This window comes from Streptomyces sp. NPDC057486, from assembly GCF_042802415.1.
Lineage (GTDB): Bacteria > Actinomycetota > Actinomycetes > Streptomycetales > Streptomycetaceae > Streptomyces > Streptomyces yanii.
Genome location: NZ_JBHVEE010000203.1, coordinates 1 through 11,942, shown reverse-complemented (window position 1 = coordinate 11,942; position 11,942 = coordinate 1). Strand labels below are relative to the sequence as shown.

The following is an 11,942-nucleotide window of genomic DNA, read 5'->3' as shown; positions in this document are numbered from 1 at the left end:
CCCGGGGGGGGGGGGGGGGGGGCCCCCCCCCCCCCCCGCCCCATCGGGCGCCCCCCCCGGGGGGGGGGGGCCGCCCCGCCGGTCCGTCCCGTCTCGGCGCGCCCGCGGCGCACAGGCGATTCCGCACGCGTGGTCAGTGCGGTCGCAGCGTACGCACCGCCTCGCGCGCGCGGTCGCGCAGTCGTTCGTCGGCCGGGGCGATGCCCGACTCCAGTCCTGACGCCGTCACCCGCAGGTCCCGTTCGGCGAGGGCGGCCAGCCGGTTCAGGTGGTCGTCGGTGAGGGCGGTCGGGCCGAGGGCAACCAGGGCCTCGATGGCGGTGACGGGTTCGGCGTCCGCCTCTGCGGCGTCCAGGAGCAGGCCGGCCAGCCGGGGGGCGTCGAGGGACTCGGGTGCGATCGCGTGCAGGGCAAGTACCGCGGCCGGGGTCTGTTGCCGGTCCGTCAGCAGGCCCTCCAGCGCGGGGACCAGCGGGCGGGCCGCCTCTCCGATGAGGGCCGCCGCATGCGCGGCGCGGATGAACGTCCAGCGCATCCAGGCCGGTTCGACCTCCGCGAGTACCCCGGCGAGCACCGGCACCGCCTCCTCGGCGTCCCCCGTGATCCGCCACAGCGCGACGGCGATCTCGACATCGCCGTCCAGCTGCGGGATGGTGCGGTTCCGCTCGGGGACACTGAGCGCCGACCGCAGGGCGGGCACCAGATCGGCTGCCTCCGGGCCCAGTTCGCCGGCAGTGCGCGCAACCTCCCGCACGTCGATGCCCCCCTCGGCGAGCCGTGCGGCCGTCGCTGCCAGCAGGGGGCCGGTGTCGCCGGTCAGCTCGTGCACCGCCCCGGCCGCCGCGAGCCTGCCCGCCTTCGGTCCGGAGCGGGCCGCGGCCGTCAGGAGCTCCGCCGTCTCCGCGCGGTGTTCCGGCGGGCAGACCGCCACCAGCGCCCTGGGGACGACCTTCGGGAACCGGGCCAGCGCGGACCGCAGTTCGGGCAGGGCCGAGGATGCCCGGCTCCCCCAGGCGGTGAGCAGGGCCGTGAGCCAGAACGGCTCATTGCCCTCGAGATCGTCCGCGACGAGGCGGACACGGATCGCGTCCAGCAGGTCGGGGTCGTACGGGAACGAGAGGGCGGCTGCCCCTCTGACCGGGAAGCCGCATACGGCACCGAGCGCGCGCGGGCGCTGCCCCAGGTCGCGCGCAAGGAGCGGCGCGGCCTGCGCGGGGGCCACGGCGACAAGCGCTTCGAGGGCCCGGTCCGCCGGATCACCCTCCGCTGCCGCGAGTTGGGCCAGGACCGGGGCGGCCGCCGCTCCATGGACGCCCAGCTTCCGCAGGAGCGAGTACGCCGCGGGCACGGCAGCCGGGTCGGCCGTCAGGGCACGCAGGGGCGCCGCCAGCCGTTCGGGCGCGCTGCGCGAGAGCTGACAGGCGGTCTCGGCCGCCCACAGCGCCTCGGCGCGGGTGTCGGGGTCGGAGCTGCGCAGTGCCGCGTCGAGCAGGCCGTAGGCCGCTTCGCGGTCCTCGGGGGTGTCACGGAGCAGCAGGGAATCGACGACGTACTGCAGCGGCTCGTTGCGCTCCTGGTCGAGGCGGGTCCGGACCAGCCCGTCGGCCGGGAGGAGCATCAGCATCGCCTCGTGGTGGGCGGGGCCCCAGGGCCGGCCCGCGTCGACGCCGGCCAGCAGGGCCGCGATCCTCACCTCGCCCGGCTCGCCGGCACCCATGGCTTCGGTCGCCTCGGCAACGCTGCCTGCCGGGTCCAGATGGGCGATGGCTCCGAGGAGTTCGGCCCGGACAAGGGGGTCCGCCTCTTCCGCCCAGCGCCTCCGGAGCACCGGCAGCACCTGACCGGACGCCCCCGTCATGGCCCCGTCCACGCGGCGGCCTGCCGCAACCCGGGACTCTCGTCGGCGATCCAGCCCAGGATCAACGGAAGCTGGGCGACGACGGCTGCCCGGCAGGCGGCTTCATCCGTCTCCCCCCGGTCCTCGCCGCCCTCCGCGATCCCGCCGAGCAGCACCAGCAGATCCTCCGTGCGGTGCCCGGCCTCCGCGAGCCGCGCCAGATACGGCACCGCGTGAGCCGTCGCCTCGTACACCGACCCCTGGTGCAGGATGCTGCCGTACAGCTCGGAGAGCGCCTCGGACGCCGCGTCCTCGTCGTCCCCGGCGAGCACCCGCAGGCAGTCGGGCACATCGGCGGCGCTTCCGTACGCATGCTGCAGCTCGGCCCACGGCTGGGCGTCGACCTCGGCGAAGAACGGTGCAAGCTCCATACGGACGATCTTGGCACCCGGCACCGACAATGGCTCCGGCCCGGCCGCTCCCCCATGCCGACCGGTGCGGTTTCGCCGGCTCCGATCTTCCGGTCGCCCGATCGGATGACGCCGGCTGCCGGGGCTTCAGCTGGTGAAGAACTCGGTGATCTGCTGGGCGACCTGGTCGGCGTGGGTCTCGTGGACCCGGTGGCCGCCGCCGAGCGTGATCAGCCGGCAGTCCGGGATCAGGGAGGCCATGTCGGCCAGCCGGCCCTGCGGCATGGTGCTCTCCGGACCGCCGGCGATCATCAGCGTCGGCGCGACGATCTCGCCGAGACCCTGCGCCCACCGCGGGTCGGGGTCGGCGACCTGGGCCCGGACGGGCGCGACGACATTCCAGTCGTAGTCGACCGGCCCTTCGGGCTGCGCGGCGGGCCGCGGCTCACTGGGGAACGGCGGCGGGGTCTCCACCAGCACCAGGCGCTCCACCCGGTCCGCGTGCTCCTGGGCGAGCAGATGGGCGACGACGCCGCCCATGGAGTGGCCGACGAGACCGACGCGGTCGAGCTCGCACTCGTCGAGGAAGCCGAGGACGTCGTCCCTCATCAGCTCGAAGGAGTACTCGTCGGGCCAGTCGCTCTCCCCGTGCCCGCGCAGGTCGAGGGCGTACACCCGCCATTCCTCGCCGAGCAGGCTCCCGACCGCTTCCCAGCTCGCGGCGGAACCACCGAGGCCGTGCAGCAGGACGACGGGCGAGCCGAACGGGTCGCCCCAGGACCGGTACGCGAGCCTGACGTCGCCGACATCCACAAAAGACTGATCTTCCATACCCTGACGCTACAGGCGAACGGACCAAGATCCCTCTCCGTGCCTGGCAGGCTGGAGAAGTGAAGGTCATTCCGCGTTCCCGGCTCGCCCCCGCCACGGCTCCGTTCATCGCTCTGGTCACGGTGACCGCCCTGCTGGCGGGGTGTTCCGGGCGCTCGCCCGGGGGCTTTTCCGGCAATGGCTCCCCGGCGGCCGGGCTGGACGATCCGGCGAAGAAGGAGATCGCCATGCAGCTGGTCTCCAGCGCGGAGAACTCCACGCTCGACTGGAAGGGGCAGTACAAGTACATCGAGGACATCGGCGACGGCCGCGGCTACACCGCGGGCATCATCGGCTTCTGCTCCGGCACCGGCGACATGCTGAGGGTCGTCGAGCGGTACGCGTCGGCGCGCCCCGGCAATCCGCTGGAACGGTTTCTGCCCGCTCTGCGCGCGGTGAAGGGCAGCGACTCGCACGACGGTCTCGGGCGCCCGTTCACCGAGGCATGGGCGGAAGCGGCCGCCGACCCCGCGTTCCGATCGGCGCAGGACGCCGAACGGGACAGCTCGTACTTCGATCCGGCGGTCGAACAGGGGAAGGACGACGGTCTCGGCGCCCTGGGCCAGTTCATCTACTACGACGCCTATGTGATGCACGGGGCCGCCGACTCGGACGGCACGGTCGGCTTCCGTACGATGCGCCGCGAGGCTCTCGACGCCGCCGAACCGCCGTCCCGGGGTGGCGACGAGGTGACGTATCTGAACGCCTTCCTCGATGCCCGGGTCGCCGCGATCCGCAAGGAACCCTCGCACTCCGACACCAGTCGCGTCGAGACGGCGCAGCGGGTCTTCGTACGCGAGGGCAGACTCCAGCTGGAAACGCCGTTGGAGTGGAAGGTGTACGGCGACAGCTACCACATCGACGGACATTGAACCCGCGATCGGCGGTCTGCGCGGTCGAGGAGAACAGGGTCAGGATCTCGGCCGGCATCGGTCCATGGGCGACCCGCAGGGTGGCCCCACGGACGTAGGGATCCACGTCGCCCACCCCGACTGCCGACGGCCGTCGGCCGTCGGCCAGAGGGTGTCCGCCCCTGATACACAGGCCGCCCCGTACGACCCCGCACCGCGCGTCCGGCACGTGGTGCGGGGCTTTTCCGTAGCCGGAAGCGGACTCAACTCGCTTGCGCCGAACGAGTGCACGACTCCCACTCCGCCACGACTCCCACTCCGCTCTGGTAGGAAAGCTTCCGAGCGGATCCGGAACGACGAACTCCCTTTGGAGGAATGGTGCCCGCTTCCCATAAGCACGCCGCACGTCACAAGCACGCCGCACGTCGCAACACTCGCCCCGTACGGCTCACACTGGTCGCATTCGGGGTGACCCTCACGACGACACCCGCAACCGCCCACGCCGGCGCCCCCACGCATCCAGCCGTGCGCCACGAGGTCTCCGCCACCCGGAAGGCGGCTGCCGCCACCGGGCTGGACAATCCGGCGAAGAAGGAGATCGCCATGCAGCTGGTCTCCAGCGCGGAGAACTCCACGCTCGACTGGAAGGGGCAGTACAAGTACATCGAGGACATCGGCGACGGCCGCGGCTACACCGCGGGCATCATCGGCTTCTGCTCCGGCACCGGCGACATGCTCGACCTCGTCGAGCTGTACACCCGGCGCAAGCCGGGCAACGTCCTCGCGAAGTACCTCCCCGCTCTGCGGGAGGTGAACGGCACCGACTCGCATGACGGCCTCGACCCGAACTTCGCCGAGGACTGGGCGACCGCCGCGTCGGACCCGGCCTTCAAGCAGGCCCAGAACGACGAACGGGACCGGGTGTACTTCGACCCGGCGGTCGATCGGGGGAAGGCCGACGGCATCGGCACACTCGGCCAGTTCGACTACTACGACGCCATCGTCACGCACGGCGACGGCAGCGACAGCACGAGTTTCAGCTCCATCCGCAAGCGCGCGCTCGCCAGGGCGAAGCCGCCGTCGCAGGGCGGCGACGAGGTGACCTACCTCAACGCCTTCCTGGACGCGCGGGTCTGGGCGCTGCGGCAGGAGGGGGCCCACTCGGACACCAGCCGGGTGGACACCGCCCAGCGGGTCTTCCTGAAGGAGCGCAATCTGAACCTGGATCCGCCGCCGGAGTGGAAGGTGTACGGCGACAGCTACCACATCGGCTGAGTCCCGCCCAGGCCTGCCCGGAATACGTCTGTGGCGCGTACGGCTCCCGCCGTGCGCGCCACAGCGCCGTACCGGACACACTCAGTGCGCGCCCACCGGAGCCGTTGCCGGGACGGAGGGCTCTTCCTCGTTCCCCTCCTCCGGCTTCCTGCCCAGGTGGTTGAAGGCGAGGTTGAGGACGATCGCCACGACGCACCCGGTGGAGATCCCCGAGTCCAGCACGACGAGGAGGTCCTTCGGGAACGCGTGGTAGAACTCCGGCGCGGCGATCGGGATCAGGCCGATGCCGACGGCGGCCGCGACGATCAACGCGTTCTCCCCCTTCTCCAGGGCGGCGGTGGCCAGCGTCTGGATGCCGCTCGCGGCGACCGAGCCGAAGAGCACGATGCCCGCGCCGCCGAGCACCGGCAGGGGGACGAGCGCGATGACGGACGCGGCCACGGGGACCAGACCGAGCACGATCAGGATGACGCCACCCGCGGCGACGACGAACCGGCTGCGCACCTTGGTCATCGCGACCAGGCCGATGTTCTGCGCGAAGGCGCTGCACATGAAGCCGTTGAAGATCGGGCTGACGGCGCTGCCGAGGGTGTCGGCGCGCAGACCGCCCTCGATGGTCCGCTCGTCCGCCGGCCGGCCGACGATCTTGCCGAGGGCGAGCATGTCGGCGGTGGACTCGGTCATGCAGACGAGCATCACGATGCACATCGAGACGATGGCGGCCATCTCGAACTGCGGTGCCCCGAAGTGGAACGGGGTCGGGAAGCCGATCAGGTCGGCGTCCCCGATCGCGCCGAAGTCGGTGATGCCGACCGGGATCGCGATCAGGGTGCCGGCGACCAGACCGAGCAGGATCGCGATCTGCTGCAGGAAGCCGCGCAGCAGTTTGCGCAGGGCGAGGACGATGACCAGGGTGACGGCGGCCATGGAGATGTTGGTCGTCGACCCGTAGCCGTCGGCCGTCGCGTTGCCGCCCTGGGACCAGTTGAAGGCGACCGGAAGCAACGAGACGCCGATCAGGGTGATGACGGTCCCGGTGACGACGGGCGGGAAGAAGCGGACCAGCTTGCAGAAGTAGGGGGCGAGTACGAAGCCGAGGAGACTGGCGACGAGGATCGCGCCGAAGATGACGGCGATGCCGTCGTGCCCGCGATCCTTGCCGATCGCGATCATCGGCGTCACCCCGGCGAACGAGACGCCGTTGACGAACGGCAGCCGGGCGCCGATGCGCCAGAAGCCGAGGGTCTGGAGCAGGGTGGCGATGCCCGCGGTGAAGAGGCTCGCCCCCATCAGGAAGGCGGTCTCCTTGGCGGTGAGTCCCACGGCGGGTCCCACGATCATGGGCGGTGCCACGACGCCCGCGTACATCGCGGCCACATGCTGCAGTCCGCTGGTGAACATCTTCAGTGGGGGGAGGGTCTCGTCGACCGGATGCTTGCCGCCGGAGATCTGCGGGTCGTCCGGTACGGGCTGCTGGTCGGGAACTGCGACTGCGTCGTTGCGAAACCTGGGCTGTGCTGCCACGGCGGTTCCTCCGGTCGGGTACACGTCAAGGCGACGTGGGTGTCAGGGAGGTGGTGCAGGTGGTGCAGGTCGTGCAGCTGGTGCGGCAGCTTGGATCACCGGTCCGGCGAACGCGCACTTCTGAGTGCGTGTTCGCCGGACCGGCTGCCGTGGACCCCGCTCGGGTCCACGGCGGCCGGCCGAGGGCCGTCCCCCTCCGGCCGGCCGTTCTGGGGGAGGTGCCCCGGAGCCGTCAGGCCCCGGCGGCGATCTGCGCGAGGCGGCGAGCCTCGTCGCGGGTGGCGCGGGCGATGACGTCCTCGTCCACCGTGGTCAGGTGGTTGCCCTCGACGACCGTCCTCCCGTTGACGAGGGAGAGGGTGACGGGGGCGGCGGCGCCGAAGACGAGCGCGGTGACCGGGTCGGCGATGGAGGCGTGCGCGAGCGTGTCCAGCTTCCAGAGCACCAGGTCGGCGAGCTTGCCGACCTCCAGCGACCCGATCTGGTCTGCGCGGCCGAGGACCTGGGCGCCGCCGTACGTTCCCAGGCGCAGGGCCTGACGGGCATTCAGTGCCTTCTCGCGGTGGGCGCCGAGGCGGTTGATGAGGAGGGCGTTGCGCAGCTCGGTGTGGAGTTCACCGGACTCGTTGGAGGCGGTGCCGTCGACACCGAGCCCGACGGGGACACCCGCGGCCAGCATGTCGGGTACCCGGGCGATGCCTGCCGCGAGGCGGGCGTTGGAGGACGGGCAGTGCGCGACGCCGGTGCCGGTGCGGGCGAACGCGGCGATGTCGGAGTCGTTCATATGGACGCAGTGGGCCATCCATACGTCGTCGCCGAGCCAGCCCGTCGACTCGAAGTAGTCGGTCGGGCCCATCCCGAACAGCTCGTGGCAGAACTTCTCCTCCTCCACGGTCTCCGAGCCGTGGGTGTGCATCCGGACCCCGCGGCGGCGGGCCAGCTCGGCTCCCTGGCGGAGCAGTTCGGTGGAGATGGAGAAGGGCGAGCAGGGTGCGACGGCGATCTGCGTCATGGAGTCGAAGGAGCCGTCGTGGTGCGCGTCGATGGTCGCCTCGGTGCCGGCGAGCGCACCGTCGAGCGTCTCGACGGCGAAGTCCGGCGGCAGCCCGCCGTCCTTCTGGCTGCGGTCCATGGAGCCGCGGGCGAGGGTGAACCGTACGCCCATGTCGCGGGCGGCTCCGATGATGGCGCCGGACAGGTCGCCGGAGCCCTGCGGGTAGACGTAGTGGTGGTCCATGGCGGTGGTGACACCGCCGCGGGCCATCATCGCGAGCGAGCCCTGCGCCGCGGCGCGGACCATCGGCTCGTCGATGCGCGCCCAGGTCGGGTAGAGGGCGACCAGCCAGTCGAAGAGGTTGTGGTCGGTGGCCAGGCCCCGGGTGATCCACTGGTAGAAGTGGTGGTGGGTGTTGATCAGGCCGGGGGTGACGAGGTGCCCTGCGCCGTCGATGCGTCGCACGACGTTCTCCAGCCCCTCGGGGGCCCGGCCGGCGCCTACGTGCTCGATGCGGTTGCCCGCGACGACGACATGACCCGAGGCGTACTCGGTGTCGTCGGCGTCGACGGTCGCGATCGAACAGTTCTCGATGACGATGCGTTCCACACGATCAGGGGCTGCCATGGCGCTTCCTTCTTCTCTCTGTGATGAGGTGGGCACGGCAGGACCCTAGGAGGATTTGAGTGCCACAGCCGTGTGGCTGTGGGTGCCGAGATGATGGAAGAACAGGTTGAGCAGGACCGCGACAAGCGCTCCCGCACTGATCCCGGAGCCCAGCACGGTCTGCGCCCAGGACGGAAATCCGGCGTAGAAGGCGGGCGCGGCGAGCGGGATGATGCCCGCGCCGAGCGCCACGGCGACCAGGATGATGTTGGAGCTGTCGTCGAGTCCGGCCTCGGAGAGCGTACGGATGCCGCTGACGGCGATCGAGCCGAACAGGACGATTCCGGCGCCACCGAGCACGGGCATCGGGACGAGGGAGACGACCGCGCCGAGGACAGGGAAGGCGCCCAGGACGATCAGTGCTCCGCCCGCGGCGGCGACGACGTAGCGGCTGCGTACCTTCGTCAGTGACACCACGCCGACGTTCTGCGCGAACGCGCTCGTCGGGAAACCTCCGAAGACCGGGCCGAGCAGGGTGGCGATGCCGTCGGTGCGCAGGCCGCGGGTGATGGTCCGCCCGTCGGTGCGCCGGTCGCAGATCTCGCCGAGTGCCAGCATGCCGGCCGAGGACTCCGTCATCAGGACCAGCATGACGATGCAGAGGGACAGGATGGCGGCGGGCTTGAACTCGGGGGCACCGAAGGCGAAGGGTGCCGGCAGGGCCGCGAGCGGTGCGGATCTCAGCGCGGAGAAGTCGGCCAGCCCGAACGGGACCGCGGCGAGCGTGCCGATCAACAGGCCGAGGAGCAGGGCGACTTGTTTGACGAAGCCTCGCCCGAATCGCTGGATCAGCAGGATGACGGCAAGGGTGAAGGCGGCCAGCGCCAAGTACTTCATGGCGCCGAAGTCGGCGGCTTCCTTGTCACCGCCCTGCGCCCAGGAGACCGGGACCGGCATCAGGGTGACGCCGATGAGGGTGATGACGACACCGGTGACGAGCGGCGGGAAGAAGCGGAGGAGCCGCCCGAAGAAGGGTCCGACGGCCAGACAGAAGGCTCCGGCGACGAGCACCGCCCCGTAGATCGCCGGGAGTTGGTGGCCGGGGGCGCTGGTCTCGGCGATGGCGAGCATCGGGGCGATGCCGGCGGAGGACGCGGCGTTGACGAACGGCAGCCGGTTTCCCGCTACGCCGCCGATGCCTAGCGTCTGCAGGAGGGTGGCGAGTCCGGCGATCAGCAGACTGGCCGCGATCAGCCGGGTCATTCCGGCCGGGTCCAGGCCGGCGGCCTGGCCGATGATGAGCGGAGGGGTGACGACGCCCGCATACATGGCGGCGATGTGCTGGAGCGCGGCGGGGACGAGCCGCGAGGGAGAAAGCTTTTCGTCCACCGGATGGACGGCGTTCTCCGGTGGTGCGGTACAGGGGCCGTCTGCTGCCGGGCCCGTTGCAGGCTGTGCCATGGGGTTTCCCTCCGGGTCGGCCGGTCCCCGCCCGTCGGCGGGCGGGGACCGGCTCAGGGCCGCGTCAGAGGTTGGTCATGTCGACCGGGATCTGCGGCTCGATGCCGTCCCGCAGCACGGTGGCCTCGATGAGTCCGTACGGGCGGTCGGCCGCGAAGTAGACAGCGCCGTCGGCGGTCTCGTTCTTGAGACCGAAGGGCTCCAGGTCCACCAGGAAGTGGTGGTTGTTCGGCAGGGAGAAGCGGATCTCGTCGATCTCGCTGCGGCTGTTGATCACCCTCGACCCCATCTGGTAGAGGGTCTGCTGCAGCGAGAGGGAGTACGTCTCGGCGAAGGCCTGCAGGATGTGCTTCTTGGCCTGCGCGTACGACTTCTCCCAGTTGGGCATCCGGTCGCCGTCGCTGGTCCAGTTGTAGCGCCAGGCGGCGGCGACATCGGTGCACAGGATGCGGTCGTACGCCTCCTTGAGCGTCGTGTACTTGTCCTTGACGTAACCCCAGAACTCCGAGTTGGTGGTGTTCATGACCGTGAGGTCCTTGAGTCCCGAGATGACCTGCCAGCTCTCACCGTCGTAGGTGATCTGGGTGGTGCGCAGCTCCTGGCCCTTGCGGGCGAAGGAGTGGTTGACCTCGTCCGAGCCAATGAACTTGGAGTTGTTGTCCGAGGTGGCGATGCGCTCCCAGGAATACTCCTGGATACGGATGCGCGCCCGATGGATCGGCTCCTGCGACGTCACGAAGTGGCGGGCGAGGTGGATGCCGAACTGCTCGGCGGACTCGATGCCGTACTCCTTGGCGAACGCGTACACCGTGTTCTTGGTGGTGTCGGTCGGCAGGACGTTGGCGTTGGAGCCGGAGTAGTGGACGTCGTCCATGTCGCCGGAGAGGGCGACCGAGACGTTCAGGTCCTTGATGTGGTGGGTGTCGCCATCCCGCGTGATCTTGACGACGCGGTTCTCTGCTTTGCCGTACTGGTTCTGGCCGAGAATCGTGGGCATGTCTGCTAGCTCCCTCGGTATACGGAGTAGCCGAACGGGTTGAGCAGCAGCGGTACGTGATAGTGCTCGCCCGGTACGACGGCGAAGGTGATCGCCACTTCCGGGAAGAACGCACCGCTGTCCCTTACGCGGGGGGCGTCCTGCTGCGCCTCGGCTTGCTTGTTGAAGAAGTACGCCTCGGTCTCGAAGTCGAGACGTACATGGGTGGTGCCCTCCGGCAGCGCCGGCAGGTCCTTGCATCGCCCGTCCGCGTCGGTCGCGGACCCGCCGAGCGTCACCCATGGCGCGTCGCTGCCACTGCGGGCGGCGAGCGTGACGGCGACGGCTGCGGCGGGGCGGCCGATGCTGGTGTCCAGGATGTGCGTGGACACCGATGCGGTGGTGTCGGTGCTCAAGACCGTCACTCTCCTTCGGTTACGAGGCGGGTCAGCCGGATGCGGTTGATCTTGCCCAGCTCGGTGCGCACGATCTCGCGCTCCTGCTCGGGCGAGTTCCCGATCCGGGACTTCACCGCGTCGCGCATCTGCTCTCCGGTGGCACCGGTGGCGCAGATCAGGAAGACATGTCCGAACCGCTCCTGGTAGGCCAGGTTCAGTTCGAGCATCTCGGCCTTGAGCTCCTCGGTGGCGTCGGCCATCCCCCGCTGTTCGCGGGAGGAGGTCGGGTCCCCGGGGGCCGGGCGGCCGATCGGGGGGTGACCGGCCATCGCGTCGGCCAGATCTTCGCGGCTCAGCTCGGCCATGACGGCATCACTGGTGGCGAGAAGGGCTTCTGCGGTGGCGTACGGGCGCCGGGAGAGGATCGCTCTCCCCCATGCCGCACTGGCACACACCTCGTGCAACGCGGTGGTGGCCTCGTCGTCCGCCAGAGTGTTGAACCGGGCGAGGCCCGGTGTGGAGCTCAGAGTCACGGGAGCCTCCGTGGCTTTTTTCGCTGTGCGTTGGTCGGGCTGCGGATAGCTAACGCCCTCCACAACACCACGTCAACACTTTGTTGAAATTCCGCGAACACGGAAGGCCGGCGCCCGACCATACGGGCGACGGCCGTCCCCGGGCTTCGCTCAACAACTCACCGTTGGCGGCAGTTTGCCGGGTACAGTGTCTTATAAAAAACTGAA

The 11,942-nt window shown here is 70.3% G+C and carries 11 protein-coding genes; 2 read left to right on the top strand and 9 right to left on the bottom strand.

The features are described from left to right. Nucleotides 1–133: 133 nt before the first annotated feature. The 3 genes from ACFU6I_RS45350 to ACFU6I_RS45340 form a co-directional block, all read right to left on the bottom strand. A complete protein-coding gene (locus tag ACFU6I_RS45350) occupies nucleotides 134–1,858 on the bottom strand; it encodes a hypothetical protein (RefSeq protein WP_384379479.1) in 1,725 nt (574 codons plus the stop codon). Continuing rightward, nucleotides 1,855–2,268 (bottom strand): hypothetical protein, encoded by a 414-nt coding sequence (locus tag ACFU6I_RS45345; RefSeq protein WP_384379476.1) that lies wholly within the window; start codon nucleotides 2,266–2,268, stop codon nucleotides 1,855–1,857. Before ACFU6I_RS45345 ends, ACFU6I_RS45350 begins: the two co-directional genes overlap by 4 nt. Before the next feature lie 126 nt (nucleotides 2,269–2,394). Beyond that, entirely contained in the window at nucleotides 2,395–3,078 is a 684-nt protein-coding gene (locus tag ACFU6I_RS45340) for an alpha/beta fold hydrolase (RefSeq protein ID WP_384379474.1), read from the bottom strand. Nucleotides 3,079–3,146: 68 nt separating this feature from the next. On the opposite strand from ACFU6I_RS45340, the gene ACFU6I_RS45335 reads away from it, so the two are divergent. Further along, on the top strand, nucleotides 3,147–3,989 hold the full coding sequence (locus ACFU6I_RS45335) for a chitosanase (protein ID WP_384379482.1): 843 nt from the start codon (nucleotides 3,147–3,149) through the stop codon (nucleotides 3,987–3,989). A 354-nt stretch (nucleotides 3,990–4,343) separates the two neighbouring features. Next, nucleotides 4,344–5,243, top strand: a complete 900-nt coding sequence (locus ACFU6I_RS45330; protein ID WP_384379471.1) for a chitosanase — start codon at nucleotides 4,344–4,346, stop codon at nucleotides 5,241–5,243. 81 nt (nucleotides 5,244–5,324) lie between these two features. Here the strand turns inward: ACFU6I_RS45330 and ACFU6I_RS45325 are convergent, their stop codons facing one another. The 6 genes from ACFU6I_RS45325 to uraD form a co-directional block, all read right to left on the bottom strand. After that, nucleotides 5,325–6,767 carry a nucleobase:cation symporter-2 family protein gene (locus ACFU6I_RS45325; protein WP_384379468.1) on the bottom strand — a complete coding sequence of 481 codons (1,443 nt, stop codon included), beginning with the start codon at nucleotides 6,765–6,767 and terminating at the stop codon, nucleotides 5,325–5,327. 232 nt (nucleotides 6,768–6,999) lie between these two features. Beyond that, nucleotides 7,000–8,388, bottom strand: coding sequence for an 8-oxoguanine deaminase (locus tag ACFU6I_RS45320; protein ID WP_384379465.1), 1,389 nt, complete (start codon nucleotides 8,386–8,388; stop codon nucleotides 7,000–7,002). A 45-nt stretch (nucleotides 8,389–8,433) separates the two neighbouring features. After that, nucleotides 8,434–9,828, bottom strand: coding sequence for a nucleobase:cation symporter-2 family protein (locus ACFU6I_RS45315; protein ID WP_384379462.1), 1,395 nt, complete (start codon nucleotides 9,826–9,828; stop codon nucleotides 8,434–8,436). A gap of 64 nt (nucleotides 9,829–9,892) precedes the next feature. Then, nucleotides 9,893–10,825: a factor-independent urate hydroxylase gene (gene pucL / locus ACFU6I_RS45310; protein ID WP_384379460.1), complete on the bottom strand. Its 933-nt coding sequence runs from the start codon at nucleotides 10,823–10,825 to the stop codon at nucleotides 9,893–9,895. A gap of 5 nt (nucleotides 10,826–10,830) precedes the next feature. Then, entirely contained in the window at nucleotides 10,831–11,220 is a 390-nt protein-coding gene (gene uraH / locus ACFU6I_RS45305) for a hydroxyisourate hydrolase (RefSeq protein WP_266749620.1), read from the bottom strand. Nucleotides 11,221–11,225: 5 nt separating this feature from the next. Further along, nucleotides 11,226–11,735 carry a 2-oxo-4-hydroxy-4-carboxy-5-ureidoimidazoline decarboxylase gene (gene uraD / locus ACFU6I_RS45300; RefSeq protein ID WP_345511460.1) on the bottom strand — a complete coding sequence of 170 codons (510 nt, stop codon included), beginning with the start codon at nucleotides 11,733–11,735 and terminating at the stop codon, nucleotides 11,226–11,228. Between the last annotated feature and the right edge of the window lie 207 nt (nucleotides 11,736–11,942).

Bases quoted from the DNA above. Each gene is read 5' to 3' on its own strand.
- ACFU6I_RS45350 (WP_384379479.1), bottom strand. From the start codon at position 1,858: ATGACGGGGGCGTCCGGTCAGGTGCTGCCGGTGCTCCGGAGGCGCTGG.
- ACFU6I_RS45345 (WP_384379476.1), bottom strand. From the start codon at position 2,268: ATGGAGCTTGCACCGTTCTTCGCCGAGGTCGACGCCCAGCCGTGGGCC.
- ACFU6I_RS45340 (WP_384379474.1), bottom strand. From the start codon at position 3,078: ATGGAAGATCAGTCTTTTGTGGATGTCGGCGACGTCAGGCTCGCGTAC.
- ACFU6I_RS45330 (WP_384379471.1), top strand. From the start codon at position 4,344: ATGGTGCCCGCTTCCCATAAGCACGCCGCACGTCACAAGCACGCCGCA.
- ACFU6I_RS45320 (WP_384379465.1), bottom strand. From the start codon at position 8,388: ATGGCAGCCCCTGATCGTGTGGAACGCATCGTCATCGAGAACTGTTCG.
- ACFU6I_RS45315 (WP_384379462.1), bottom strand. From the start codon at position 9,828: ATGGCACAGCCTGCAACGGGCCCGGCAGCAGACGGCCCCTGTACCGCA.
- pucL (WP_384379460.1), bottom strand. From the start codon at position 10,825: ATGCCCACGATTCTCGGCCAGAACCAGTACGGCAAAGCAGAGAACCGC.